The 26,315-nt window shown below is 73.6% G+C and carries 26 protein-coding genes; 5 read left to right on the top strand and 21 right to left on the bottom strand.

Annotated features, from left to right (window positions below):
• Positions 1-14: 14 nt before the first annotated feature.
• From ACN268_RS03090 to ACN268_RS03080, 3 genes are read right to left on the bottom strand one after another with little or no spacing between them, the layout of a single operon-like run.
• The gene (locus tag ACN268_RS03090; RefSeq protein WP_421481624.1) at positions 15-1,043 is read right to left on the bottom strand and encodes an acyl-CoA dehydrogenase family protein; all 1,029 of its coding nucleotides are present in this window, start codon (positions 1,041-1,043) and stop codon (positions 15-17) included.
• Positions 1,044-1,056: 13 nt separating this feature from the next.
• Positions 1,057-2,208, bottom strand: coding sequence for an acyl-CoA dehydrogenase family protein (locus ACN268_RS03085; RefSeq protein WP_421481623.1), 1,152 nt, complete (start codon positions 2,206-2,208; stop codon positions 1,057-1,059).
• Between the two features lie 33 nt (positions 2,209-2,241).
• Complete coding sequence (locus ACN268_RS03080) at positions 2,242-3,789, bottom strand: AMP-binding protein (RefSeq protein ID WP_421481622.1); 1,548 nt, start codon at positions 3,787-3,789, stop codon at positions 2,242-2,244.
• Between the two features lie 68 nt (positions 3,790-3,857).
• Between ACN268_RS03080 and ACN268_RS03075 the strand changes: the two genes are divergently transcribed.
• A complete protein-coding gene (locus ACN268_RS03075) occupies positions 3,858-4,838 on the top strand; it encodes an MBL fold metallo-hydrolase (protein WP_421481621.1) in 981 nt (326 codons plus the stop codon).
• Positions 4,839-4,871: 33 nt separating this feature from the next.
• On the opposite strand, the gene ACN268_RS03070 is transcribed toward ACN268_RS03075, so the two are convergent.
• The 11 genes from ACN268_RS03070 to ACN268_RS03020 are packed head-to-tail and all read right to left on the bottom strand — an operon-like array spanning position 4,872 to position 16,956.
• A complete protein-coding gene (locus ACN268_RS03070) occupies positions 4,872-6,425 on the bottom strand; it encodes a class I adenylate-forming enzyme family protein (protein ID WP_421481620.1) in 1,554 nt (517 codons plus the stop codon).
• Entirely contained in the window at positions 6,422-7,939 is a 1,518-nt protein-coding gene (locus tag ACN268_RS03065) for a class I adenylate-forming enzyme family protein (RefSeq protein ID WP_421481619.1), read from the bottom strand. Before ACN268_RS03065 ends, ACN268_RS03070 begins: the two co-directional genes overlap by 4 nt.
• Positions 7,939-8,433 (bottom strand): VOC family protein, encoded by a 495-nt coding sequence (locus tag ACN268_RS03060; RefSeq protein ID WP_067309619.1) that lies wholly within the window; start codon positions 8,431-8,433, stop codon positions 7,939-7,941. The genes ACN268_RS03065 and ACN268_RS03060 overlap by 1 nt, the downstream gene beginning before the upstream one ends.
• A gap of 29 nt (positions 8,434-8,462) precedes the next feature.
• Positions 8,463-9,383 (bottom strand): SDR family NAD(P)-dependent oxidoreductase, encoded by a 921-nt coding sequence (locus ACN268_RS03055; RefSeq protein WP_421481618.1) that lies wholly within the window; start codon positions 9,381-9,383, stop codon positions 8,463-8,465.
• Positions 9,380-10,564, bottom strand: a complete 1,185-nt coding sequence (locus ACN268_RS03050; protein ID WP_421481617.1) for an acetyl-CoA acetyltransferase — start codon at positions 10,562-10,564, stop codon at positions 9,380-9,382. The genes ACN268_RS03055 and ACN268_RS03050 overlap by 4 nt, the downstream gene beginning before the upstream one ends.
• A complete protein-coding gene (locus ACN268_RS03045) occupies positions 10,554-11,966 on the bottom strand; it encodes a zinc ribbon domain-containing protein (RefSeq protein ID WP_421481616.1) in 1,413 nt (470 codons plus the stop codon). Before ACN268_RS03045 ends, ACN268_RS03050 begins: the two co-directional genes overlap by 11 nt.
• 17 nt (positions 11,967-11,983) lie before the next feature.
• On the bottom strand, positions 11,984-12,775 hold the full coding sequence (locus ACN268_RS03040; RefSeq protein ID WP_421481615.1) for an ABC transporter ATP-binding protein: 792 nt from the start codon (positions 12,773-12,775) through the stop codon (positions 11,984-11,986).
• Positions 12,772-13,662 (bottom strand): ABC transporter permease, encoded by an 891-nt coding sequence (locus ACN268_RS03035; protein ID WP_421481614.1) that lies wholly within the window; start codon positions 13,660-13,662, stop codon positions 12,772-12,774. The genes ACN268_RS03040 and ACN268_RS03035 overlap by 4 nt, the downstream gene beginning before the upstream one ends.
• A 2-nt stretch (positions 13,663-13,664) precedes the next feature.
• On the bottom strand, positions 13,665-14,588 hold the full coding sequence (locus tag ACN268_RS03030; RefSeq protein WP_421481613.1) for an ABC transporter permease: 924 nt from the start codon (positions 14,586-14,588) through the stop codon (positions 13,665-13,667).
• Positions 14,585-15,430 carry an ABC transporter ATP-binding protein gene (locus ACN268_RS03025; RefSeq protein WP_421481612.1) on the bottom strand — a complete coding sequence of 282 codons (846 nt, stop codon included), beginning with the start codon at positions 15,428-15,430 and terminating at the stop codon, positions 14,585-14,587. The genes ACN268_RS03030 and ACN268_RS03025 overlap by 4 nt, the downstream gene beginning before the upstream one ends.
• Before the next feature lie 2 nt (positions 15,431-15,432).
• Complete coding sequence (locus ACN268_RS03020; protein ID WP_421481611.1) at positions 15,433-16,956, bottom strand: ABC transporter substrate-binding protein; 1,524 nt, start codon at positions 16,954-16,956, stop codon at positions 15,433-15,435.
• A 191-nt stretch (positions 16,957-17,147) separates the two neighbouring features.
• Between ACN268_RS03020 and ACN268_RS03015 the strand changes: the two genes are divergently transcribed.
• From ACN268_RS03015 to ACN268_RS03005, 3 genes are read left to right on the top strand one after another with little or no spacing between them, the layout of a single operon-like run.
• Complete coding sequence (locus ACN268_RS03015) at positions 17,148-17,885, top strand: enoyl-CoA hydratase/isomerase family protein (protein ID WP_421481610.1); 738 nt, start codon at positions 17,148-17,150, stop codon at positions 17,883-17,885.
• Entirely contained in the window at positions 17,882-18,700 is an 819-nt protein-coding gene (locus ACN268_RS03010) for a VOC family protein (protein ID WP_421481609.1), read from the top strand. The genes ACN268_RS03015 and ACN268_RS03010 overlap by 4 nt, the downstream gene beginning before the upstream one ends.
• A complete protein-coding gene (locus tag ACN268_RS03005; protein ID WP_421481608.1) occupies positions 18,697-19,212 on the top strand; it encodes a flavin reductase family protein in 516 nt (171 codons plus the stop codon). The genes ACN268_RS03010 and ACN268_RS03005 overlap by 4 nt, the downstream gene beginning before the upstream one ends.
• Before the next feature lie 87 nt (positions 19,213-19,299).
• Here ACN268_RS03005 and ACN268_RS03000 read toward each other — a convergent pair whose 3' ends face one another.
• Genes ACN268_RS03000 through ACN268_RS02980 form a run of 5 tightly spaced genes read right to left on the bottom strand, consistent with a single transcriptional unit; the run spans position 19,300 to position 23,243 of the window.
• Positions 19,300-19,788, bottom strand: a complete 489-nt coding sequence (locus ACN268_RS03000) for a MaoC family dehydratase (RefSeq protein ID WP_421481607.1) — start codon at positions 19,786-19,788, stop codon at positions 19,300-19,302.
• Positions 19,776-20,597, bottom strand: coding sequence for an enoyl-CoA hydratase/isomerase family protein (locus ACN268_RS02995; protein ID WP_421481606.1), 822 nt, complete (start codon positions 20,595-20,597; stop codon positions 19,776-19,778). The genes ACN268_RS03000 and ACN268_RS02995 overlap by 13 nt, the downstream gene beginning before the upstream one ends.
• Positions 20,594-21,550, bottom strand: a complete 957-nt coding sequence (locus ACN268_RS02990) for a zinc-binding dehydrogenase (RefSeq protein ID WP_421481605.1) — start codon at positions 21,548-21,550, stop codon at positions 20,594-20,596. Before ACN268_RS02990 ends, ACN268_RS02995 begins: the two co-directional genes overlap by 4 nt.
• Positions 21,547-22,257: a nitroreductase family protein gene (locus ACN268_RS02985; protein WP_421481604.1), complete on the bottom strand. Its 711-nt coding sequence runs from the start codon at positions 22,255-22,257 to the stop codon at positions 21,547-21,549. The genes ACN268_RS02990 and ACN268_RS02985 overlap by 4 nt, the downstream gene beginning before the upstream one ends.
• Entirely contained in the window at positions 22,254-23,243 is a 990-nt protein-coding gene (locus tag ACN268_RS02980) for a nuclear transport factor 2 family protein (RefSeq protein ID WP_421481603.1), read from the bottom strand. Before ACN268_RS02980 ends, ACN268_RS02985 begins: the two co-directional genes overlap by 4 nt.
• 122 nt (positions 23,244-23,365) lie before the next feature.
• Here ACN268_RS02980 and ACN268_RS02975 point away from each other — a divergent pair, with 122 nt between their 5' ends.
• Positions 23,366-24,514, top strand: coding sequence for an acyl-CoA dehydrogenase family protein (locus ACN268_RS02975; RefSeq protein ID WP_421486794.1), 1,149 nt, complete (start codon positions 23,366-23,368; stop codon positions 24,512-24,514).
• 27 nt (positions 24,515-24,541) lie between these two features.
• On the opposite strand, the gene ACN268_RS02970 is transcribed toward ACN268_RS02975, so the two are convergent.
• Both ACN268_RS02970 and ACN268_RS02965 read right to left on the bottom strand, forming a co-directional pair.
• Complete coding sequence (locus tag ACN268_RS02970) at positions 24,542-25,177, bottom strand: TetR/AcrR family transcriptional regulator (protein WP_204926564.1); 636 nt, start codon at positions 25,175-25,177, stop codon at positions 24,542-24,544.
• 156 nt (positions 25,178-25,333) lie between these two features.
• The gene (locus tag ACN268_RS02965) at positions 25,334-26,236 is read right to left on the bottom strand and encodes a hypothetical protein (protein ID WP_421481602.1); all 903 of its coding nucleotides are present in this window, start codon (positions 26,234-26,236) and stop codon (positions 25,334-25,336) included.
• Positions 26,237-26,315 lie beyond the last annotated feature (79 nt).

Here is a 26,315-nt window from a genome sequence, read left to right as displayed (position 1 = left end):
AAGACTTCCGCAGGTCAGCCGCGTGCGGCCCGACGTGCCCGGATGCGCAACTCCCCGGCCCGCCGCCGGTGCCACGACCCCCGCCCGCAGCGGGCGTCGAGCACGAACGCGCGACGCAGGAACAGGTGCGGGTCCGCCTCCATGGTGATGCCCATCCCGCCGTGCACCTGGATGCACCGCTCGGCGGCGAACACCGCCGCCTGCCCGGCCGCCGCCTTCGCCGCGTGCACCTGGACCGCGGCGTCCGGGCGTCCGGTGTCGACCGCCCACGCCGCGTACAGGGTCAGGTCCCAGGCCGCCTTGCGCGCCGTGGCCGCCTCGGCCAGCGGGAACGCGACCCCCTGGAACGACCCGATCACCCGGCCGAACTGGCGACGGGTGCGGGCCTGCTCGGCGGCCAGGTCTATCGCCCCCTGCGCCACCCCGCACAACTCGGCCGCCACCACCAGCGCCGCCCGCAGCGGCCCGGTGCCGGCCGGGCCGGGCCGCTCGGGCGCGGCCACCGTCACGTCCGCCAGCGGCACCGACGGGTCCAGCGACTGCCGCGCGGTGATCCGGACCGGGTCGGCGAACCAGACCCCCGCCGGGCCGAGCGCGACCACGCCGTCGGCCTGCTCCGCGTACGGCACCAGGGTGCGCACCAGCGGGTCCACCGGCACCCGGTCGGCCCAGCCGGAGCCGCCCGGCACGTCGACCGCCGCGGTGAGCACCCGCCGACCGTCGAGCACCTCCTCGGGCAGCGGCCCGCGCTGCCCGTCGCCGCAGAGCAGCTGCACGGCCGCCGCGTGCGCCGGGAACCGGCTGGGCAGCAACCGCCCGCCGAGCGCCTCGACGGCGACCAGCAGGTCGATCAGGCCCGACCCGATGCCACCGGCCGACTCGGGCACCCCGAGCAGCCCGAAGTCGCGCAGCAGCGGCCCGTCCCCCGCCGGGGCCCGCCACCCGCCCGACCACGCCGCGCGGGCCGCGCCCCGGTCGGCGTCCGCGAGCGCGCCCACGGTACGGCCGATGTCCTGCTGTTCCTGGGTGAATGTCGCGCGCACCGGACCACCTCGCTCAGCGGGAGCGGGGCAGGCGCAGGACCCGCTCCGCGAGAATCGACTTCTGGACTTCCTCCGTGCCGCCCTCGATGGTGTGGGCGCGGGCCCGCAGGTAGCGGCGCATCCGGGCGGCGGCGCCGTCGCCGTCGACCAGCACCCCGCCGGCCTCGTCGAGCTGCACGGCGAGCCGGTTGGCGTTCTGCACGACCCGGGCCCACAGGCTCTTGAGCGCCGAGGTCTCCGGCCCCGGCACCCCGCCGGCCCGGCTCTCGCCGAGCATCCGCATCGACCCGATCCGGACCGCCTCGGCGTCGCACTGCAACGCGCCCACCGCGTCGACGAACGCGCTGTCGTCGGCGACGCCCCGCTCGACGGCGACGTCGATCAGCCGGTCGACCGCCTGCCGGGCCCAGACCCACAGGTTGAGCGCCATGCTGCCGCGCTCGAACGCGAGCGTGGTGAGCGCGACGGTCCAGCCGTTGCCGACCCCGCCGAGCACGTCGTCGTCGGCGACGAACACGTCGTCGAGGAACATCTCGTTGAACTCGGTGTCCCCGTTGATCATCACCAGCGACCGGACGGTGAACCCGTCCATCGGGGCGAGGAAGTAGGTGATCCCCTCGTGCTTCGGCGCGGCGGCGTCGGTACGGGCCAGCAGCAGGCAGCGCGAGGCGTTGTGCGCGTTGGACGTCCAGATCTTGGCCCCGTTGATCCGCCAGCCGCCGTCGACCCGGGTCGCCGCCGTGGTCAGGCTCGCCAGGTCCGACCCGGAGCCGGGCTCGCTGAACCCCTGGCACCAGTACTCGTCGCCGCGCAGGATGCCGGGCAGGTGCCGGGCCTGCTGGGCGTCGGTGCCGTGCGCGATGATCGTCGGCCCGGCCAGCATCATGCCCACCCCGTTGAGCGGGTACGGCGCGCCGCGTACCGCGGCCTCCTCGTTGAAGACGGCCTGTGCCAGCGCGTCCATCCCCCGGCCGCCGTGCGCCGCCGGCCAGGACAGCCCGGCCCAGTTGCCGGCGCAGAGCCGGTCCTGCCACACCCGGGACCAGTGCTCCCGCTCGTCCTGGGTCAACTCCTCCTGGTCGGGCACGTCGGCCAGCGCCCCGTCGAGCCACCTGCCGACCTCGTGCCGGAACGCCAGGTCGGTGTCGCTGTCAGCGAAGTCCATGCCCACCCCCCTGTGGGTCGTCGGTGTCGCCGGTCATGCGCTGGCCTCCTCGGCGGGCACGAGCCGGGCCTTGTAGAGCTTGCCGTTCGGGTCGCGGGGCAGCGCGTCGCGCACGACGTAGGACTGCGGGCGCTTCGGCTTGGCCAGCCGCTCGGCGAGGTACCGGCGTAGCTGCGCGACTGCCGTATCCGGGTCGGGCGCGGTGTCGGTGAGCACGACGTGTGCCTGGGGCACCTCGCCGAACTCCGGGTCGGGCACCCCGACGACGCCGACGTCGGCGACCCAGTCGTGGCCGATCAGCGCCGCCTCGATCTCGGCCGGGTAGACGTTGACCCCGCCGACGAGGATCAGCTCGGCCGCGCGGCCGGTGATGTAGAGGAAGCCGTCGGCGTCGACGTGGCCGACGTCCCAGACGGTCATCAGGCCGTCGCGCCGCGCGCCGTCGGTCTTGCCGGGGTCGTTGTGGTACTCGACCCGGTCGTCGCCCTGGCGCATGTAGACGATGCCGGTCTGCCCGACGGGCACCTCGTTGCCCAGCTCGTCGAGGATGCGCAGGGTGGAGATGGAGGCCGGCCGGCCGACCGTGCCCGGGTGGGCCAGCCACTCGTGGGGACGGGCGACGGTGGTGCCGACCTCGGTCGAGCCGTAGTACTCGTAGACCACCGGACCGAACCAGTCGAGGATGCGCTGCTTGACCTCGCGCGGGCAGGGTGCCGCGCCGTGCAGCACGTAGCGCAGCGAGGACAGGTCGTAGCGGTCGCGGACCGCCTCGGGCAGTTGCAGCAGCCGGTAGAAGTGGGTCGGCACCATGCTGGTGCCGGTGACCCGGCACTCCTGGACCCGGCGCAGGAAGCCCTCCGGCGTCCAGCCGTCCATCAGCACCATCGTGCCGCCGGCGTGCAGCGCGCCCATCGCGGGGGTGATGTTGGCCGAGTGGTACATCGGGGCCGACACCAGCCAGGACCTGAACGCCTCCCGTTCCATCCCGAACTCGCGGAACAGCCAGACGTAGGTCAGCGCGCCGGTGTCGGCGTCGACGCCGCTGAGCGGGCGCTTGACCCCTTTGGGCCGGCCGGTGGTGCCGGAGGTGTACATCATCAGGGAGCCGGCCGGGGTGTCCGCCGGGCTGGTGGCGGGCATGTCGGCGGTGAGCGCCGTGAGCGGTCGGGCCCGGTCGGTGCGGGGCGTGCCGTCGACGAAGACCTGGATGCCGGGCGCCGCCGCGGCGGCGTCCAGCACGACGTCCTCGACCCGGGCGGAGCCGACCACCACCCGGGCCCCGCTGTCGGCGAGGATGTAGCCGACCTCGGGGGCGGTCAGGTGGTAGTTGAGGGTGACCAGGTAGAGCCCGGACTGCATGGTCGCGAGATAGAGCGCGACCAGGCCGGGGCTGTTGGTCATCACCGCCGCGACGGTGTCGCCGGGCCGCAGGCCCGCGTGCGTACGCAGCCCGTGCGAGATCCGGTTCACCTCGGCGAACAGGTCACCGTAGGAGATCCGCCGGTCGTCGGCGGTCACGATCGCGCACAGCTCCGGTTCCGCGGCTGCCCACAGCCGGAACCCGGTCCGCTCCTGGCTCATCGGACTCCTTGAGCTAGATTCCGACCATCCGGTATGTTGGTGTCCCACAGTAAGGGAGCCTCCCGACGATGTCCATACCCGTGAGCGACGCCCACGCCGCCAGTTGGCGGGCCCGCCAGGTGCCGGTCCCCACGCAGGTCGTCGACGGTGTCTGGGCGATCCCGGTCCCCCTGCACGGCAGCGCCCTGCGGTCCATCACCGTCTTCCTGATCATCACCGGCGACGGCCCGGTCCTCGTCGACGCCGGCTACGACCACCCGAGCTGCTGGACGTCGTTCCAACGGTCGGTGGCGTCCATCGGGCAGCGGGTCGACACCATCGCGGCGGTCCTGCTCACCCACAACCACCCCGACCACGTCGGCTTCGCCGACCGGGTACGCGCCGCCTCCGGCGCGCGGGTGGTGATGGGCGCGCCCGACGACTTCACCACCATGCACCGCCGGCGCGGCACGTTCCTCCAGCAGGTACGCACCGCACTCGACCTGACCGGCGCCCCGCCCGACGTCGTCACCGCCATGTACGCCGACGCGGTCGCCGTCGCCGTGCACCAGGAGGACCTGCGGCTCGACGTGGCCGTGGAGCACGACACCGAGTTCCGCTTCGGCGACGTGACCGTCCGCGCCCTGCCCGCCCCCGGGCACACCTACGGCCACACCGTCTACGTCGACAGCCGGGGCCTGGTCTTCACCGGTGACACGATGATGGCCGAGGGGCCCACCCAGCTCGCCATCGTCAGCCGCCCCGACGACGACCCGGCCGCCGACCTGTTCGGCACGCTGGCCCGCATCGGCGACCTCGGGGCCGCCATCGCCTGCCCCGCCCACCAGTTCCCCTACCGGGACGTCGCCGCCCGCGCGCAGGCGCTCGCCGCGTTCCACCGCGACGAGGTCGGGACGGTCCGGGGCCTGGCCCGCGACGGCGACACCGCGTGGGACGTCGCCCGGCGGATGACCTGGAAGAAGCCGTGGGACGAGCTGGGCCGGGGCACCCGACGGTTCGCCCTGGTGCACACCCTCGCCCTGCTCCGCCACGCCGCCGCCGACAGGTGACGCCGGGGCGGCCCGCCCGGCCCGGCGGCCGGCTCAGTCCCGCCGGGCGTCGTCGTACGTCCAGTCCGGGCGCAGGGTCGGGCGCAGCTCCCGCAGGGTCCGTTTGAGCACCTTGCCCGACGGGTTGGTGGGGAACTCCGGCACCAGGTAGACCTCCCGGGGCACCTTGAACCGGCCCAGCCGCTGCCGGGCGTGCGCGATCAGCGCCTCGGGCGTCAACCCCGGCCGGGCCACCACGAACGCGGCCGGCACCTCCTGCCACGTCGGGTGCGGGGCGGCCACCACCGACGCGGCCAGCACCAGCGGATGGTCGGCCAGCACGTTCTCGATCTCGGCGCTGGACATGTTCTCCCCGCCGCTGCGGATCATGTCCTTGAGCCGGTCGCGGATGTAGAGGTAGCCGTCGGCGTCGAAGCAGCCGATGTCGCCGGTGTGGAACCAGCCGTCCCGGAACGCGGCGGCGGTCGCCACCGGATCGTCGAGGTAGCCGGGGCTCACCTTCGGCCCGCGCGCGACCACCTCGCCGTGCGCGCCGACCGGCACGTCCGCACCGTCCGGGTCGACCACCCGGACCTGGACCCACGGCACCGGCAGCCCCACCGACCCCTGCTTGGACTCCTGGTGGGCGGCGTCGAGGTAGGTCAGCCCGCTGCACGTCTCGGTGAGGCCGTACCCCTCGATCAGCCGGGCGTTCGGGAACAGCCCCCGGGCCACCCCGAACAGCGCCGAGGTGACCTGCGAGAAGATCAGCCAGCGGACCGACGACAGGTCGGTGGTCGCGGCGGTGGGCTCGCGGCGGACCATGTCCAGCATGGTCGCCGCCACCACCATGCCGGTGATCCGTTCCGTCTCGATCGCCCGCAGCACGGCCGCCGGCACGAACCTGCGGTGCAGCACCATCGCGCCCCCGACGTGCCAGATACCGAAGCCCGGCAGGTCGGTGCCGCCGACGTGGTAGAGCGGCGCGGCGTTGAGGATCCGGTCGGTCGGCCGCAGCCCCAGCTCGACGATCTGGGCGTGCATGTTCATGTTCACGTTGCCGTGGGTGAGCAGCACCCCCTTGGGCAGGCTGGTGGTGCCGGAGGTGTAGACGATCCGTTGCAGGGCCGCGTCGTCGAGGTCGGCGTCGGCGACCCGCGCGCCCCGGTGCGCCGCGACGAGCGCCCGCACGTCGGTCCAGCCGTCGCCGACCGGCTCCAGCGCGAACCGGCGTACGGCCGGCAGGTCGGCGAGGGCGGCGGCGGTGAGCGGGGCGAACTCCGGCACGGTGGCGACCGCCCCGACCCGCGCGTGCGCCAGCAACCGGGCCAGCTCCCCCGCCGTCAACCGGTAGTTCAGCGGGACGACGACCGCGCCGAGTTTCGCCAGCGCCAGGCAGAGCAGCAGGAACTCGGGGACGTTGTCCGCGACGACCGCCACCCGGGTGTCCCGGCGTACCCCCTCGGCGACCAGGCCGGCGGCCAGGGCGTTGACGTCGTCGTCCAGCTGCCGGTGGGTCCACCGGCGCGCCTCGAACACGAGCGCGTCGGCGTCGGCGAACCGGCGGGCGTTGCCGGCCAGCATCGCGGCGAGGTTCGCGGTGCTCACCCCGCCGCCTCGCGCAGCGCCTTCTTCAGCACCTTGCCGGAGTCGTTGCGCGGCAACGACGTCACCAGCTGCACGTACCGGGGGACCTTGTAGCGGGCCAGTTCGGCCCGGCAGTGCGCACGCAGCTGCTCGGCGGTGCCGGTCGCGCCGTCGCGGAGGATGACGAACGCCTTCGGCACCTCGTCCCACCGCGGGTCCGGCACCCCGATCACGGCGACCTCGGCGACGTCGGGGTGCTGGGCGAGGACCCGTTCGATCTCGGCGCTGGCGATGTTCTCCCCACCGGACTTGATCAGGTCGGCCCGGCGGTCGACGAACCACAGGTAGCCGTCGGCGTCGATCCGGCCCACGTCGCCGGTGCGGAACCAGCCGTCGCGCCGGCTGCGCCGGTTGGCCTCGTCGTCGTTCCAGTAACCGGGCGACACCTTCTCCCCCCGCACGACGATCTCCCCCTCGACGTCCGGGCCGACCGGCCGGAAGTGCTCGTCGACGATCCGGATCTGCACCCCGGGGAACGGTGCGCCGAGCGCGCCGAGCTTGCTCTGTTCGTGGGCGGCGTCGAGGTAGCAGACGCCGTTGCACAGCTCGGTCATGCCGAACGTGTCGATCAGGCGGACGTGCGGCAGCCGGCGCTTCACCTCCTGCCGCACGCTCGGCGCGACCCCGGCGAACAGCAGGTAGCGCAGTGCCCCGAGATCCGGCGGGTCGTCCAGGTCGAGCAGGCCGAACAGGATCTGGGCGGCCAGCACCATGCCGGTGATCCGCTCCTGCGCGGCGATCCGGGCGATGTCGGTCGGCTTGAACGTCGGGGTGAGCACCATCGTCGCGCCGGCCACGAACGTCGCCAGGCCCGGCGCCTCCAGCCCGCTGACGTGGAACAGCGGCGCGGAGACGAGGATCCGGTCGGCGGCGGTCAGCTCCAGTTCGAGGACCTGCGCGAAGTGGTTCGCGGTGAGGTTCCCGCAGGTGTGCACCACCCCCTTGGGGCGGGCCGTGGTGCCCGAGGTGTAGAGCAGCCGGTGCACGTCGGCCGGGCCCTTGTCGGCGTCGGCGACCCGCACGCCCGGCGGCTGCCCGGCGAGCAGGTCGGCCAGCCGGCGGGCGTCGCCGACGACCGTGTCGCCGTTGGCGACCAGCGTACGCAGCCCGGTGGTGGCCGCCAGGCGGGCGGCGTCGGCGGCGAAGTCGTCGTCGTAGAGCAGGCCGGTGGCGCCGGCCTGGTCGATGACGTACGCCTGCTCGTTGGCGTGCAGCCGCCAGTTCAGCGGCACCGAGACCGCGCCGAGCCGGCTCAGCGCCAGCAGCTCGATGACGTAGGTGGCGGTGTTGCGCCCGAGCACCCCGACCAGGTCGCCGTCGGCGATGCCGGCGTCGCGCAGGGCGGCGGCGTGCCGGTCCACGTCGGCGTCCAACTCCGCGTACGTCCAGCGGGCGGCCCCGTCGACCAGAGCCTCGGCGTCGGCGCGGCGCAACGCCTGCCGGCGCAGCGTCTCGGTGAAGTTGCTGCCGCCCATCAGTCGCCGCTCCCCCGCCGCCGGGCCAGGATCTCCTCCCGGGACGGCAGCGACACGAACTCCAGCAGGTTGCCGTCGAGGTCCCGGGCGGCGAACGCGGTGATGTACCCGTAGTTGTCCAGCAGCACCCGGTTGGGCGCGGACAGGCACTGCGCGCCCAGCTCGGTCAGCCGCCGGTGCAGGTCGTCCAGCTCGTCCAGGGGCACCTCGAAGCTGAGCAGGAAGGTGCCCAGCTCCAGATGACCGGCGGTGGCGGTGCGGGTCTTCACGCCGTTCCACTCGATGAGTTCGAGCTGGCCGACCCGGCTGGGACCCTGGAGGTACTGGACCCGGCCGGTGGTGCCGGCGGGCAGCCCCAGCGACACCTCGATCCCCGGCCCGCCGACGTCGGTACGCAGCGTCCGGCGGTAACCCAGGGCGCGCTCGTAGAAGTCCGCGGCACGGTCGACGTCCGAGACGGTCATCGCCACGTGGTGCACTTCACTGACCGGCATGATGCCTGCCTTCCGATGGGGTTCGCGGTTCAGGCGGACGGGCCGGACGACCCGCCGAGGACCCGTTGGATCAGGGTGACCTCGTCGGCACCGCTGTCGGGCACGATGAAGTCGTCGAGTCGGCAGATCTCGTCCACCGCGCCGAGCACGTCGTCGGGCGAGGCCGGGGTGGGCCCGCCGTACCAGCCGGGGGTGACGCCCAGGAAGATCCGCCCGACCCGGCCGCCGCCCACGGTGAGGATGTGCCGGTTGAGCTGGCACTGCTCCGAGGCGAGGAAGGTCGCCACGGCGGCCACGTGCTGCGGGTCGAACCGGTCGGTCAGCTCGCCGAGCAGGTTCTCGGTCATCCGGGTCGCCGCCGTCGGCGCGATCGCGTTGACCAGGATGCCCCGGCGGGCCCCCTCCAGCGCGAGCACGTTCATCAGCCCGATCAGGCCGGCCTTGGCCGCGCCGTAGTTGGCCTGGCCGAAGTTGCCGAACAGGCCGGACGACGAACTGGTCAGCACGATCCGGCCGTAGCCCTGGGCGACCAGGTGCGGCCAGGCTGGCCGCAGCACGTGGAACGCCCCGGCGAGGTGCACGTCGAGCACCGCGCTGACGTCCTCGTCGGACATCTTGGCCAGCGTCCGGTCCCGCAGGATGCCGGCGTTGTGGATGACCGCGTCGAGCCGCCCGTACGTGTCGATCGCCCGGCCGACCAGGTCGGCACCCCCGGCGGCGGTGGCCACCGAGTCGGTGGAGGCGACGGCGGTGCCGCCGGCCGCGCGGATCTCGGCGACGACCTGTTGCGCCGCGCCTGAGGAACCGGAGCCGTCGACCGTCCCGCCGAGGTCGTTGACGACCACCGACGCGCCGCGGGCGGCGAGGGTCAGCGCGTGCGCCCGGCCGATGCCGTTGCCCGCACCGGTGACGACGACGACCCGGCCGTCGAGGGTGACCCGGGCGCTCATCGCTCGTTCCCCAGGACCGCCACGAACGCGACGCAGGAACCGGGCTGCCCGCCGAGGTTCTGGGCCACCGCCAGCCGGGCGTCGGGCACCTGTCGGGGCCCGGCCTCCCCGCGCAGCTGGGTGAAGCACTCGAACATCATCCGCAGCCCGGTCGCGCCGATCGGGTGGCCGAACGACTTGAGCCCGCCGTCGGTGTTGACCGGCAACGCCCCGTCGGCGTCGTACCGGCCGTCGAGGATGTCCCGCCAGGCCTTGCCGCGGGCGGAGAAACCGAGGTCCTCCATCAGCACCACCTCCGTCGGGGTGAAACAGTCGTGCACCTCGGCCAGCGAGATCTGCGCCGCCGGGTCGGTCACCCCGGCCTGCTCGTACGCCTCGCGGGCGGCGGTGACCACCTCGGGGAAGGTGGTGAAGTCGTAGCCGTCGGCGGCCAGCCCGGCCCCGGAGCCGGCGACGAAGCTCATCCCGCGCAGGTAGACCGGTCTGTCGGTGTACCGGTGGGCGTCCTCGGCCCGGACCAGGATCGCCGCCGCCGCGCCGTCGGAGACGCCCGAACAGTCCATGACACCGAGCTGCCCGGCGATCCGCGGGGACCGCTCCACCGTCTCGGCGGTCACCGCCCGACGGAACTGGGCGCGGTCGTTGCGGGCCCCGTTGGCGTGGTTCTTCACCGCGACCCGGGTCATCGCGGCGCGCATCTGTCGCTCGTCGATCCCGTACGCCGCCTGGTAGGCGGGGGCGAGCAGGGAGAACCCGGCGGGCGCGGTCCAGTCGACGTCGGTGCCGTCGGCGGGTGGGAACACCGCCGACAGCCCGGAGTAGGAGGAGTCCTTGAGCTTCTCCACCCCGGTCGCCATGACCATGTCGTACGCGCCGGAGGCGACGGCGAAGGCGGCGTTGCGGAACGCCTCCGATCCGGTGGCACAGTAGTTCTCCACCCGGGTCACCGGCTTGCCGGCCAGCCGCAGCGGGCGGGCGAGGGTCTGCCCGGACAGCCCTGAGCCCTGGGTGCCGACCCAGAACGCGTCGACGTCGTCGAGGGTGACGTCGGGCAGCGACCCGACGCACTCCTGCACGGCGTCGACGAGCAGGTCGTCGGCGGAGGAGTTCCAGTGGTCCCGGAACGGGGTGCAGCCCATCGCGACGATCGCGACGTCGTGGGTGGTGCGCCTACTGGCCATCGGCGGTGTCCTTCCCTGGCGCGGCGTCGGCGGGTGCCGGGCGGAGCTTCCAGAAGTAGTTGTGGATCGAGTCGGTGGTCCAGAGCCGCCGGAACACGGGGGTCATCGCCATCCCCACCGCCACGTCGGCGGGTGCCACGTCGGTGGCGTACGCGCTGAGCCGGCCACCGCCGTCCACGTCGGCGACGACGATCGCGACCTCGGGTTCCGGCATGGTGGTCAGGTGGTCGCGGGTCACCGAGACCACCCGGGCGGTGCGGTCGCGCAGCGACACCGGGGCGGTGCCGGAGCCGGCGGTGCCGCAGGCGGCGCAGACCCGCCCGGGGGGTGTGGTGACCCGGCCGCAGGCGGCGCACCGGCTGCCCTCCAGCCGGTACTTCCAGCCGGCCCGGCGGTGCATGGGCGGGGCGGCCGGGGCCGGCGACGCCGGTCGGGCCGGGCCCTGCACGTCGAGCAGTCCCCGCCAACGTAGGTAGCGGCCGTAGCCGAGGCGCTGCCGCGCGGCGAGCTGGGCGCGGACAGTCGGCCCGCCCCGGGCGGCGCGGACGCCGTCGCCGACCCGCAGCACGAACGCGTCGGCACCCTCGGTGGCTGACACCAGCAGGATGCTCTGCCCGGGTTCGGCCTCGTCGAGAGCGGCGGCGAGCAGCAGGCCGGGGTGGGCGACGCCGGTAAAGCCGGTGGCCCGTTCGACGCTCGCGTCCCCTCCGGTGCCGCCGAGCGCCTTGCGCAGCGCCGCCGCCGCACGGGGGTTCGACGACGACACGACGACCTCGTCGACGGTGTCGAGGGACGCCTGCGCCAGGGCCCGGCGGGCGGCGTCGAGGCCGGCGGCGACGAGGATCTCGGCGGTGAACCGTTCGTCCCAGACCCGGTCGTGCCGTTCCCCGGGCAGCCGCCAGCGGTCCAGCAGTTCGGTGGTGTGGCCGGCGCGGGCGAGGAGCACGGCGGCCCGGCCGCCGCCGGCGAACGCCGCGGCGGCGTCGCCCTGGGCCAGCTCGTCGGGGGCCCCGGGGCGGGTGGTGCGCACGTCGGCCAGGGCCGCGGTGGCGACGCCCCGCAGGACCAGGTCCAGGGCGGACGCGCCGGCCCGGTGGCCGCGCAGGTCGAGGGCGGTGACGCCGGGGTCGAGGCCCAGCGCCTCGTGGACCACCCCGGCGGAGGTCTTCGTCTCGTACGGGGCGCTGGTGGTGGCCAGCAGCAGGTGCCGTCCGGCCGGGGTGTCGGCCGCGATGTGCCGCAGCGCCTCGACGGCCATGGTGACGGGGTCCTCGTCGTAGCCGGCGACGCTACGGGTGGGGCCGCCGGCACGGGCCGGCGCGGTCGGGTCGAGCCTGGTGTCGTCGAGCGCGTACGCCGGGAGGTAGGCCGCGTAGGCGTCGATGCCTGGTTGCTCGGGCATGGGTCGCGGGTTCTCCTTCAGCTCCACGAGGGGATGGCGGCGAGCAGGCGTCGGGTGTACTCCTGCTGCGGTCGGTCCAGCACGGTCAGGGCGTCGCCCTGTTCGACGACCCGCCCGCCGCTCATCACCGCGATCCGGTCGCACAGGTCGCTGGCGAGCATCAGGTCGTGGGTGACGAAGAGCAGGCCGATGCCGAGTTCGTCGACGAGGGTGCGGAACAGGTCGACGACCTTGGTCTGGGTGGTGACGTCCAGGGCGGTGGTGCACTCGTCGGCGATCACCAGCGCGGGGCGGGTGACGACGGCGAGCCCGATGGCGACCCGCTGGCGCAGGCCGCCGGAGAGCTGGTGCGGGTAGCTGGCCAGCACCCGGCCGGGGTCGTCGATGCGCATCTGGGCCAGCACCTCCACCGAGCGGCGTTCCACCTCGGCGCGGGTGATGTCCCGGACGTGGCGGCGCAGCACCTCGGCGAGCTGGGTGCGGACCTTCAGCAGCGGGTTCAGCGACCGGGACGCGTCCTGGAAGACCATGCCGACGGCGCTGCCCCGGACCCGCGCGGTGCGGTCGACGCCGGGGGCCACCACCTGTTCGTCGCCGACGGTGACGGTGCCCCGGTCGACCCGGACGTTGCGGTCGAGCAGCCCGACGACGGCGCGGGCGAGGGTGGTCTTGCCGCTGCCGGACTCGCCGACGACGCCGACGATCTGGCCCCGGCGGATCTCCAGGTCGACGTCGTCGAGCAGGCGCAGGTCGCCGTCGGCGAGCCGGGCGGTGATGGACAGCCCGGAGAGTGTCAGCAGTGCGCTCATCGCCGCCTCTTCCGTGGGTCGTGGTGGGTGAGCAGCGCGTCGCCGAGCAGGTTCACCAGCAGCACCAGCACGGTGATGGCGAGGCCGGGGAAGAAGGCGATCCACCAGGCCTGGCTCAGTTCGTCCTGGCCGGAGGCGAGCATCGAGCCCCAGCTGTTCATCGGCGGCACCACGCCCAGGCCGAGGAAGCTCAGCGCGCTCTCGACCAGGATCGCGGTGCCGACCTGGAGGGTGCCGAGCGCGACGATGGTGCCGGCGAGGTTGGGCAGGATGTGCCGGAAGACGATCCGGGGTTCGGACGCGCCGGCGGCGCGCAGGCCGACGACGAACTGGCGTTCCCGGATGGCCAGCGTCGCCGCGCGGGTGACCCGGGCGCACACCGCCCACCCGGTGAGCGCCAGCACCAGGAACAGCACCGGCAGGGAGCTGCCCCGGTTGGCGATGATGGCGAGGGCGACCAGGATGAACGGCAGGGCGAGCTGGGCGTCGATGAGGATCGAGATGACCCGGTCGACCCAGCCCCGGAAGTAGCCGGCCAGCAGGCCGAGCAGCGTGCCGGGGCCGATCGCGACGAGCGCGCCGACCAGGCCGATCACGATGGTGAGCCGGCCGGCGGAGACGAACTGGGTGAGCAGGTCCTGGCCGAGCTTGTCGGTGCCGAGGGGGTGTGCCCAGCTGCCGCCGGCCAGGAACGCGGGCGGCTGGCGGGTCGCGTCGAGGTTCTGGCCGCCGTCGGGCAGCAGCCCGGTCAGCGGCAGCACGAACACCGCGACGGCGGCCACCGCCAGCGGCAGGGCCAGCCAGAACACCGAGGTACGCGCCCGGCGGCCGGCCCGGCGCGGTGGCGACACCGGGGCGGTGACCGGGTCGAGTTCGAGTTGGCTCATGCTCACCGCACCCTCGGGTCGACGATCGAGTGCAGGACGTCGACGAGCAGGTTCAGCACGACGAACACCAGCGCGCCGAACACCACGATCGCCTGCACCAGCGGGAAGTCGCGGAACTGGATGGCCTGCAACGCGAGCTGGCCGAGACCGGGCCAGGAGTAGACGTACTCGACGGCGACCGCGCCGGAGAGCAGGATGCCGGTCTGCAGCACGACGATGGTGAGGATCGGCATCATCGCGTTGGTGAAGGCGTGCCGCCACACCACCCGGCGGGTGCTGATGCCCCGGGCGCGGGCGGAGTCGATGTAGGGCTCGGCCAGCGCGTCGCTCATCGAGGCGCGGGTGAGCCGGGCGATGTGCGCCATCGGGTAGACCGACATGGTCAGCGCCGGCAGGATCAGGTGTCTCGGGCTGCCGGACTGGCCGGCGGGCAGCCAGCCGAGTTTGACGGCGAACAGCACCACCAGCATCATGCCGAACCAGAAGACCGGCACGGACTGGCCGAGCAGGGCGAGGGTGGAGGCCCCCCGGTCCCACCAGGTGCCCTCCCGGGTGGCCGCGAGCACCCCGAGCGGCACGCCGACCAGCAGGGCGAGGGCCATGCCCGCGCCGACCAGTTGCAGGGTGTACGGCAGCCGGTCGGCGATCATCGAGGTGTTCGACTGGTAGAACTGCAACGACTGGCCGAGGTCGCCGGTGAACACGCCCTTGAGGTAGTCGAGGTACTGCACGACGACGGGCAGGTCCAGGCCGAGCTGGTGGCGCAGCGCCTCGCGTTGCTCGGGCGGGGCCATCGGGCCGAGGATGGTGGCGGTCGGGTCGCCGGAGAGCCGGCCGAGCAGGAACGCCAGGCTGAGCGCGATGAGCAGCGAGGCGAACAGCGACGCGAGCCGGCCGCCGACGCGGCGTACGGTGCTGGCCTTCATCGGCGGGACCTCCAGCGCGCGCCGGGCATCGCGGCGAGCAGTTCGCGGGTGTAGTCGTTCTCGGGGGTGCCGAAGACCCGGTCGCAGGGTCCCGCCTCGACGACCCGGCCCCGGTACATCACGTGCACGACGTCGCAGAGCGAACGGACCACGGCCAGGTCGTGACTGATCATCAGCAGCGCCGCGCCGGTGGTGGCCCGGATCTGGCGCAGCAGGGCCAGCACGTCGGCCTGGACGGAGACGTCGAGGCCGGAGGTCGGTTCGTCGGCGACGATGAGGCGGGGACGCATCAGCAGCGCGCGGGCGATGCAGACCCGCTGCGCCTGGCCCCCGGAGAGCTGGTGGGGGTAGCGGTCGAGCAGGTCCGGGGCGAGCCGGACCCGGCCGAGCAGGTCGGCGTCGTCGATCCAGGAGGTCCGTTCGGGTTGCAGCGCCCGCAGTTCCCGCAACCCGGAGCGGACCGACTGGCGGGGGTCGAGCGAGCCGTGCGGGTCCTGGAAGACCACCTGCACCTCGGGGCGCAGCCGGCGCAGCTGGGTGCGGCTGACCGCCGCGAGCGAGTGGCCGAGCAGCCGGATGTCGCCCCGGCCGCGCGGGCCGAGCCCGGTGGCGGCCATCGCGAGGGTGGTCTTGCCGGAGCCGGACTCGCCGACGACGGCGACGCTCTCACCGGCCGCGATGCGCAGTGACACCTGGTCGACCGCGCGGAAGAGCGTGCCGGTGCCGCCGTCGCGGTGCTCGACGACGAGGTCGTCGACCTCCAGCACGGGGGTGTCCGACTCCGGGGTGCGGGGGTGCCGGGCGAGGTCGCCCGGCACCCCCGTCTCCGCTACCTCGGACATCGTCAGCGGGTCGTCTTCGTGAAGTCCACGGTGTTCAGCGGGCCGAACACCACGCCGGAGACGCCGGGGCCGGTCGCGTAGTTGAACACCTGCCGGTACAGCGGCACGTAGCAGTGCTTCTGGACCACGCCGATCGTGTTGAGCTGCTCGTAGAGCGGGGCGGCCTGTTGGGCATCGTTCTGTTCCAGCGCCTGTTGGGCCAGGGTGTCGATCTGCGGGTCGGGGCAGTTGCCGGTGATCGACTTCGTCTTCATGAAGCCGCTGACGAAGTAGTCGGGCACGGCGACGTTCGGCACCCCGGCGAAGATCGACAGGCCGGGCACCTGGCGGCCGACGATCCGCTTGACCAGCGTGCCGTAGTCCAGCGGCACGTAGCTGACCTTGAAGCCGGCCTTCTCCAGGCTGCCACCGACGGCCTGGGACACCTCTTCGATGTTGGTGTACTGGGCGGCCGGGTAGGTGATCTGCACGGTCGGGGTCGCCCCGCCGAGGAGTTCCTTGGCCTTGGCGGCGTCGGCGGTCACGCTCTGCGTCGGCTGCTGACCGGGCTTGACGTTGAGCAGGCCGGCGTCGGCGACCGCCTGGCCGTCGAAGATGCCCTTGACGATGGCGTCGCGGTCGATGGCCAGGGCCGCCGCCTCGCGCAGCTTGGGGTCGTCGAACGGCGCCTTCGTGGAGTCGAGGAAGGCGATGATCTTCATGGCGGTCTCGGTGCTGACCACCTCGACCCCGGCGGACTTGGCGGCGCTGGCCTGGGCCGGCGGCAGGTCGAAGGAGACGTCCACGCTCTTGCTCTGGATCAGCGCGAGCCGCTGGGCGGCCTCGTTGGCCCAGGTGAAGGTGACGCCCTCGTTGGTCGCCTTGGTGCCCCAGTAGTCGGGGTTGCGCTTGACCGAGATGTCGCGGCCGGCGTTCGCGCCCGACCAGACGTACGGGCCGGTGCCGACGGGTGCGGCGGCGAAACCCTCCGAGCCCTTCTCCTGGTAGTACTTCGGCGGCACAAGGTAGACGGTGGTAAGCAGGTCGGGGATGTCGTACTGCGGGGTCTTGGTCTTGACCACGACCGTGGTGGCGTCGGGCGCCTCGATCGCGGTGACGTTGCCGAAGTACGACTTGAGCTGCGAGGCCGCGCTGTCGCGGGTGAGCGTGATGGTGTTGGCGACCGCCGCCGCGTCGGCCTTCTCGCCGTTGCTGAAGCTGATGTCGGGCCGGACCTTGAACGTCCAGGTCGTGGCGTCGGTACGGGTCCAGCTCGTGACCAGGCCGGTGTCGGTCGGCGCGAGGTCGCTACCGGTGTTGATCAGGGGTTCGAGCATCGTCGCCCAGACGATCTGGGCGGAGCGCGCGCCGACGATCGGGTCGAGTGTCGCCGGCTGGGCGGCGAGCAGCGCCCGGATCGGGCCCGTGCCCGACGCGCCGGAGTTGTCGGAATCGGAGCCGCCGCACCCGGTGAGGCCGGCGCCCACGACGGCCAGGGCCGCGGCCAGTGCCAGGGAGCGCCGGGAGCGCAGGGATTTCATGATCATCATGGGTGTCCTTCACTGCGATGGACCCGTTCTGTCTCCGCGTGAGGCGGCGGTGACGTTCGCCACAAAGTACCGACCAGCCGGTATCAAGTCAACGGGTCGACCGGGTATCTCGCTCGTGACATTCGCGTGACAAAGGCCCGCCGGCCAGCACCGTTGTGTTCATACCGACCGGTTTGTATGATGCCGCGGTGACCATCACCCTCACCCATGGGCACGACGGCCGCCTCGCCCGGGTCCGCTACGACAACGCGGCGCGCGGCAACTGTTTCGACACCCCGACGCTGCACCGGCTCGTCGACACCCTGGAGACCGCCGCCGCCGACGCGACCTGCGCGGTCATCCGCCTCGACATGGCCGGGCGGCACTTCTGCGCCGGCTGGGACACCTCCTCCTTCACCGCGCTGGCCGGGGCCACCCGCGAGGAGGTGGCCGCCGACCTGCGCGCCAGCGACACCGCGGTGCAGCGCATCCGCCGGCTCCCGGTGCCCGTCGTCGCGGCCGTCCGGGGACGGATCATCGGGTTCGGCGTCGGCCTGCTCGCCGCCGTACACCTGCCGGTCGCCGCCGCCGACGCCCGGCTGTCCCTGCCGGAGGCGCGCTACGGCTTCGCCCCCGCCGGGGTCGGCCACACCATCGCCCGGTCGGTGCCCCGGCCACACGCCTACCACCTGCTCACCGGGGTGGCGGAGGCGACCGCCGGGCAACTGCTCGACTGGGGCCTGGTGGCCCGGGTGGTCCCCGACGACGAGCTGGACGGGGCGGTCGACGAGCTCGTCGACGCCCTGCTGGCCGTGCCGGGGGCGACCCTGCGGGCGGTGGTCGGCGTCGTCGAGTCGAGCCTGACCACCGGGACCGCCGACCAGGCGTACGACATCTCGGCCCGCACGATCGTCGCGGGCCCGGCCACCAGGGGGGCAACCGGATGAGACCACGATTCCAGCCCGGCGAGGCGGTCTGGGTGGAGCTGTGCACGCCCGACCCGGCGCAGGCCGAGACCTTCTACGCCGCGCTGCTCGGCTGGACGGTCCGCGCCGAACGCCTCGGCGGCACCACCTACCGGATGTGCAGCATCGACGGGCGGGACGTCGCCGGGATCTCCGACGCCGCCGCCCTGCACGGCGACCGCCCCCGGGGCTGGCTCACCTACTTCGCCGTCGACGACATCACCGCGTCCGCCCGGCAGGCGGTGGCGCTCGGCGGCGAACTGGTCGCGCCGCCACGGTACCTGCCGGCGGCGGGCACCGGCGCGGCGGTGATCGACCCGTTCGGCGCGGCCTTCGGCCTCTACCAGGGTGAGTCGCGCGTCGGCGTCCAGGCGGTCAACTCGGTCGGGGCGCTGTGCTGGAACGAGTTGGACACCGGTGAGCCGGCCGAGGCGGTGGCCTACTACCGCGCGCTGTTCGGCTACACCACCCAGCAGCGCGACGACTCGCCGACGGCCCGGCCCTACACCGTGCTGATGCTCGCCGACGTGCCGGTCGCCGGGGTCCTCGAACTCGACAACGCCTGGCCGAACCCCATCCCGTCGACGTGGGTCACCTACTTCGCCGTCGCCTCGCTCGACGACGCGCTGGCCCGGGTGACCGCCCTGGGCGGCAAGCCGACCGTCGGGCCGGTCGACACCCCGCACGGACGGCTGCACCTGGTGAAGGACCCGGGTGGGCACACCCTGTGCCTGATCCAGCTCGACACCGGGCTGCGTCCCGACCACGACTCCTGCGACCCGGCGGTGACCCGATGATGGCCGAGCCCCTGTTCGACTCCGCCGAGTTCCGCCAGGTGTGCGGGCACTTCCCCACCGGCGTGACGGCGGTGACCGCGGTGACCGCCGGGGGCGCCGTCGCCGCGCTGACCGTGAACTCGTTCACCTCGGTCTCGTTGCACCCGGCGAAGGTGCTGTTCTGCGTCACCAGTTTCTCGTCGAGCTTCCCGGTGCTGATGGACGCCGACCGGATCGCCGTGCACATCCTCAGCCAGGACCAGGAGGACGTGGCCCGGCGGTTCGCCACCTCCGGGTTGTCCGGGGAGCAACGGCTCGACGGGGTGTCCTGGGTGCCCGGCCCCGACGGCGTCCCGCTGCTGCCCGACACCCCGGCGATCCTGGCCGGACGACGCGACGACGTGATCACCAGCGGCGACCACGTGATCGTCCTGATCGACGTCGACCGGGTCCACCTGAAGCCCACCGACGTGCCGGCGCTGTCGTTCTACCGGGGCCGGTTCGTCGCCCCGTCGCGCACGATGACCGAGTGACCGCGGGCCGCCGGGCCGGGTGACCGCCGGCCCGGCGACGGCCCTGGTCCGGCCGCCGCCGGGCGGGTCGGGCGACGTTCTGCTAGCTCAGGCGTAGTAGCGGAACACGATCTCCGCCACGCAGCAGGGCTGCGACGTGTCGGCGAACTCCACCGCCACCGACGCCGTGGCCTGCACCCCCGGGGTGGCCTGCGGGCCGGGCGCGGTGATCGCGGTGGCCGCGACGAGGGTCGCGGTGCCCTGGATCTCGACCCCCGGCGGCAGCGGACGGACGAACCGGACCCGGTCGAGGCCGTAGTTGACCCCCATCGAGAAGGTCCGCACCTCCAGGATGTCGGCGAGCAGCCGGGGGACGAGGGCCAGGGTGAGGAACCCGTGCACGACGGTGCCGCCGAACGGCCCGGACCGGGCCCGTTCGACGTCGACGTGGATCCACTGGTGGTCCCCGGTGACGTCGGCGAACTGGTCGACCTGCCGCTGGGTCACCACCTGCGGCGCGCTGACGCCCAGTTCCGTGCCGACCAGCCCCAGCAGGTCGGAAGGGGTGTCGACGGTGGTCCGTCTCATGGTGCGCATCGGGCGTGCTCCGTTCCGGGCGGTGGGTCCAGGGGGTCGGGTCGGGTGGGTGCCCCGGGGGCGTGCCGGTCGGGCGGGGACGCGGCTGCGGCACGGGCCGCCGCCTGGGCCGTGACGTGTGCGGTCAGCGTCTCCCACTCCCGGTCCCAGTCCGCCTCGGCCACCGGCGGGCGGGCGACGGTGAGCATCCGGCGGACCGCCACCGGGTCGCGGGCCGCGACCGCTGCGGCCAGCGCGTCGACGTGCCCGACGAGCCGGTCGTCGGCGACGGCGGCGCTGACCAGTCCCCGGCGTACGGACTCCTCGGCCGACCAGGTCTCCCCCGTGATCAGCAGGCGTCGGGCGAGCGCCGGGCCGACGGCTGCGGGCAGCAGCACGCTGGACCCCCAGCCGGGGACCTGACCGGCGGCGAGGTGCCGGTCGCCGATCCGGGCACTGTCGGCGGCGACCGCGACGTCGCAGCCGAGCAGCAGTTCGAGGCCGCCGCCGAAGGCCGCCCCGTTGACCGCCGCGACGGTGGGCACCGGGGCCGCCCGGAGGGCGCGGACCAGGCGGCGGCCCCGGTCGAGGTGGGCCAGCAGCGCGGGCAGGTCGCCGAGCAGGGCGGTGGCCTCGGCGAGGTCGGCCCCGGCGCAGAAGCTGCGGCCGGTGCCAGTGAGCACGAGCACCCGTACGCCCGGGTCGGTCGCGGCGGCGAGCCACCGTTCGAGACCGGTCAGCACGGTGCTGTCGCAGGCGTTGCCGGACCCGGGCCGGTCGATGCGCGCCCAGAGGGCGGCCCCGCGCCGGGTCAGCACCACGGAGGTCACGTCAGGCTCACGCAGAGCTTGCCGAACGCGGTGCCGGCCAGCATCCGGCCCGCCTGGGTGCGGATGTCGGCGAGGTCGACGACGCTGTCGACGACGGGTCGGAGCCGGTGGGTGTCGACGAACCCGACCAGCGCCACGAACTCGTCGAGGGTGCCCATGGTCGCGCCGTGCACGCTGATCTCCCGGGCGAACAGGCGTGGCAGGTCCAGCTCGGCGGTGAAACCGCTGGTGCCGCCGCACACCACGATGGTGCCGCCGGCCCGGGTGCAGCGGGTCGAGTGGGCGAAGGTGGCCGCGCCGACGGTCTCCACGACGATGTCGGCGAGTTCCGGGGTCCGCGCGTCGCTGTCCAGGGCGACGGCTGCGCCGAGGGCGAGGGCCCGTTCCCGTTTGGCCGCCGAGCGGGAGGTGACCATCACGGTTGCGCCGGCGGCCACGGCGAGGCTGATCGCGGCGGTCGCCACCCCGCCACCCGCGCCCTGCACCAGCACGGTCCGCCCGGGGCCGACGGCCGCCCGGGTGAACAGCATCCGGTACGCGGTGAGCCAGGCGGTCGGCAGGCTGGCGGCCTCGGCCCAGCTCAATCCGGCGGGTTTGGCGACGAGGTGCGCCGCCGGGACGACGATCCGTTCGGCGAGCACGCCGTGGCCGGCGTCGGGCAGCAGGGTGGGGTGCGGGACGGTCCGACCGTCGGGCGCGGTGGGCAGCACCGGGTAGACGATCACCTCGCGGCCCGCGGCGACGCCTGCCGCGTCGCTGCCGATGACCCGGGGCCCGTCGTGTCCGGTGGTGCCGACGCCGCGCAGCGTCCACAGGTCGTGCATGTTCAGCGCGCCGGCCCGGACGTCGACGTCGACCCAGCCGGGGGGTGCCGTCGGGGCGGCGAGGTCCCCGACGTGCAGCGCGCCGACCGGGTCGGCGGCGCTGGGGGTACGGACATGGGCGGCTCTCACCGGGCCGCCGATCCGGCCGGTTCGGTGGCCCCGTTCCAGAACGCCACGTCGGCGAGGTCGGCGCGGGCGGCGGGGCGGAAGTCCAGGCCCCGGGTGTAGGCGACCGGGACGAGGGTGACCGGTCGCCAGTCGTCGGGCAGGCCGAGCACCTCGCGTACCCGGGTGGCCCGGTGGGCCAGGGCGGTGGCCAGCACCGAGCCGAGGCCCCGGGAGCGCAGGGCGAGCTGGAACGACCAGGCGAACGGGAAGATCGACCCGTAGTAGCCGGAGGCGGTGCCGCCGACGGGTCGCTGCGGGACCGGTTTGGTGCTGCACAGCACGACCAGGACGGGCACCTGCGCCAGGTGGTCGACGAGGTGCTTCACGGCGGCGAGGACCCGCTGCTGCCGGGCCTGGGCGCGGGGGTCGGCCCGGACGCCGGGCGACAACCGGGTGGTGGTGGCCGCCTCGCCGTCGGCCAGCGGGCGGGCGACCGTGTCGTGCCAGATCTCGGTGTACAGGGTGGACAGTTCCCGCTTGAGTGCCGGGTCGTCGACCGCGACGATCCGCCAGTCCTCCAGGTTGGAGCCCATCGGCGCCTGCTGCGCGAGGCGCAGGCACTCCTCGACGACGGCGCGGCCGACGGGCCGGTCGAAGTCCAGCCGGTGGCGCACCGCGCGGGTGGTGGTCAGCACCTCGTCGATGTCGGTGATCACTGCTCCGGTCATCGGTGGTCCTCTCCGGTGGGGCGGTCGACGGGGGCGACGCCCATCAGGTCGGTGACGTGCAGGGTGTCGCAGTACTCGCGGACCTCGGCGATGCCGCCGGGTCGGACGTCGACGATCCAGAGGTAGCGGTTCTGGTAGCGGGCGTCGCCGCCGAGGACGGCGTGTCCGTGGGCCTCGACGGCGACCAGGGTGTCGTCGACGATCCACCGGTCGGCGGTGACCGCGATCCCGGGGGACGCGTAGGCTCCGCCGGCCAGCAGGGCCCGCATCGCGGCGAGTTTCCCGCTCATCGCGACCCGGCCGTGCAACGGCCCGTTGGCGTCGAGGTCGCCCCGGCCGTGGTGCCGGCCGAGGTCGCGGCGGCGGCCGGAGTCGGTCCACCAGGTGGCGTCGGCGGTGAACAGCGCGCCGAAGGCGTCGAGGTCGCCCCGGGCGAGGGCCGGCCACATCGCCAGCGCGGTCGCCAGCACCGGGGGCGCGTCGAGCGGGGCGGGCGGGACGTGGTGCGGGGGGTCGTCGAGGCTGCTGCGGGGTACGGGCGCGTCGTCGCCCACGACGTGCTGCGCGTGGGCGGTGTCGAGGTACTCCCGCACGGCGACGATCGCGCCGGTCGGGTCCACGTCGACGACGAAACCGTAGCGGTTGGCGTACTCGCGTCCGTTGGCGTGGACGCCGTACCCCTCGACCTCGATGACGCAGGTGTCGTCCCCGGCGACGATCCGGCGGGGGATCTGCCGGCAGCCGGTGGGGAACGCGTGCGGGCCGAGGGACCGCATCAGCGCCAGCTTGTCGTCCATCCGCATCAGGCCGTGCAGGGGGAAGCGTCCGCTGCCGTACGGCGCGAGATCCGGATCGCCGCCGCGACGGTCCGGGCCGGTGTCCACCCACCAGGTCGCGTCGGGGGCGCACAACCGGGCGAGGCCGCCGAGGCTGCCCCGGTCGAGCGCGGAGACGAAGTCCATGCCTGCCCGGACCGCGCGGGTCATCCGGCCTCCCACATTCCGACTGGTGGGTATCTAACACCTCCGGTCCGGAGAACTCAAGGGGTGCTCAACATACCGACCGGATGGTATTTTACTGTCCGGCGGTTCTGACGAGGGGGTCTGTGGTGTTCGAGGCGTACCGGTTGCCCGAGGAGCACGACGCGGTCCGCGAGGCGGTCCGCGAGGTCTGTGCCGCCAAGGTGGCCCCGCACGCGGCCGAGGCCGACGAGAGCGGCGAGTTCCCCCGCTCCGGCTACGACGCGCTGCGGGCCGCCGACTTCCACGCCCCGCACATCCCCGTCGAGTACGGCGGAGCCGGCGCGGACGCCCTGGCCACCGCGATCGTCATCGAGGAGGTCGCCCGCGCGTGCGCCTCGTCGGCCCTCGTCCCCGCCGGCAACAAGCTCGGCACGATGCCCCTGCTGCTGGCCGGGTCCGAGGAACTCCGACGGCGTTACCTGACGCCGGTGGCGGCGGGTGAGGCGATGTTCTCGTACTGCCTGTCCGAACCCGAGGCCGGCAGCGACGCGGCGTCGATGACCACCCGCGCCGTCCGCGACGGGGACCACTGGATCCTCAACGGCGTGAAACGGTGGATCACCAACGCCGGGGTGTCGGAGTTCTACACCGTCTTCGCCGTCACCGACCCCACCGCCCGCTCCCGGGGCATCTCCGCCTTCGTCGTCGAGAAATCCGACCCCGGAGTCAGCTTCGGCGCACCCGAGAAGAAACTCGGCATCAAGGGCTCCCCCACCCGCGAGGTCTACCTCGACAACGTCCGCATCCCCGCCGACCGCATCATCGGCGCACCCGGCACCGGCTTCGCCACCGCCATGCAAACCCTCGACCACACCCGCGTCACCATCGCCGCCCAGGCCGTCGGTATCGCCCAGGGCGCCCTCGACTACGCCAAGGGCTACGTCCGCGAACGCCAGCAGTTCGGCAAACCCGTCGCCGAGTTCCAGGGCATCCAGTTCATGCTCGCCGACATGGGCATGAAACTCGAAGCCGCCCGCCAGTTGACGTACGCGGCGGCCGGGAAGTCCGAACGCGGCGACGCCGACCTCACCTACTTCGGCGCCGCCGCCAAGTGCTTCGCCTCCGACGCCGCCATGGAGATCACCACCGACGCCGTCCAACTCCTCGGCGGCTACGGCTACACCCGCGACTACCCCGTCGAACGCATGATGCGCGACGCCAAGATCACCCAAATCTACGAAGGCACCAACCAGGTCCAACGCATCGTCATGGCCCGCCAACTCCTCAAGGACTGACGGGCGGGGCGAGGGCCCCGGCGGGGCTCAGGCGGTCAGGCCCTCCAGCACCATCGCACTGAACTGGCGGGCCACCTCGTCGACGCTGAGCGGTCCGCCGACGTTGAGCCACTGGTAGGCCCAGGCGCACATGCCGACCAGCCCGAAGGTGGCGATGCGCGGGTCGACGTCCGCGCGGAACGCCCCCCGGGCGACCCCGTCGGCGATCATCCCGGCGAACGCCGCCTCCACCAGGCCCCGCTTGCGGGTCACCTCGGCGAACAGGTCACCGGAGAGGTAGCGCCGCTCCTGGTAGAAGATCGTCACGTGGGCCCGGTACTCGGCCACGCTGGTGAGGCTGAACCGGATCAGCTCGCGTACCCGTACGGTCGGGTCGTCACTGTCGGCCTCGATCTTCTGGATCGCGGCGAGCTGCGCCTCCAGGTACTCCTCCTGGATGTGCCGCAGCAGGTCGTCCTTGCTGGCGAAGTGGTGGTAGAAGGCACCCTTGGTGAGCTGCGCCTGGTCGGCGATCTCCTGCACCGAGGTGCGGTCGAAGCCCCGTTGCTCGATCAGCCCCAACGCACTGGTGATCAGCGAGTTGCGGGTGTTCTCCGGGTCGTACCCGTCGGGCCAGCGTTGCCGGCGTCGGGTCGACTCCGGGCGGGACGTCGCACGCGCCATCAATGGCCTCCCTGTCCGCGATACAGCCAGACAATGCTACCGTCCGGTCGGAAGGAAATGAAGGGAGCCACCCCGATCGATCCGCCCGAGAAGTGTCGCGCACCCTCGACGCGAGGGGAAACCCCAACCGCGACACCCGTCGTACGCGGGACGGGCTCAGCGCCGGGTGTCGCCCGAGCGCCCCGGCCCGGCGGTGCGGTGGCCGACGCGCGGCGCGCGTACCACCGGGGAGGTCGCCGCACCGGGGCGGAACTGCCGGGCCGCGTCCGCGACCAGCTCGTCCGGGTCGTCGGTGAGCGCCTGCCGCAGGTGCGCCGGGACGAGTTCCGACGTCGCCACCGCCATCCGCACCTGTGCCGACCGGTCCTCGACCAACGCACGCAGGTCGGCCTCGTCGAGCGCGACGGCGGACACCAGGGCGGCGCGGACATCCGGCACCGGGTCCTGGGCGAGCGCGCGACGGTGCTCGGCGGTGGTCCGCGGATTGCGCGCCAGCCCCTTGCGAACCCGTGCCGTGCGGTCGGCCAGCAGCGTGGTCATCACGTCGGGGTCGTGGGTGTGGGCGGCGAGGCGCTCCCGCACCTCGGGTGAGACGTCGTCGACCAGCCGCACGGCCAACTCCGGCTCCAGGTCGCGCGACTCGGCGAGCAGGCCCCGCAGTTCCTTGTCGGCGGTCTGCGCCATCGCCCGGCGTACCGACGCGTCGCAGGCCGGGTTGCCGGCCACCGCCCAGCGGACCCACCGGTCGGCGTCCCTGACCAGGCGCAGCAGGTTGGCGATCGAGGTGGCGGGGTTACGCGCCACGGCCTCCCGCACGTCGCGGTCACGGTCACGGGTGAGCGGGCGCAACGCCTGGGCGGGCGCGTCGGCCCGGATGGCGACCGCCCGCCGGACCACCGGCGACGGATCGGCGGCCAGGTCGATCAGGGTCAGGTGGGTGGTGCCCGGGTCCTGCGCGAGGCGGAGCCGGGCGTCGACGTCGCCGTCCAGCGTCGCGGGCGGGCGGGCACCCTCGCCACCGTGACGGTCGGGCCGGTCGACGTCCTGCTGCTTCCCCATGGGCGTCATCATGTCACGGGCCGGACGGGCCGCCGCGGGGCCGACCGGGGCCGACGGACCGTGCCGGCCCGGTCAGGCC

The organism is Micromonospora sp. WMMD735, assembly GCF_049178995.1.
Lineage (GTDB): Bacteria > Actinomycetota > Actinomycetes > Mycobacteriales > Micromonosporaceae > Micromonospora > Micromonospora wenchangensis.
The sequence above is the reverse complement of the archived record's forward strand: the minus strand, read 5'-3'. Positions and strand labels throughout refer to the sequence as shown.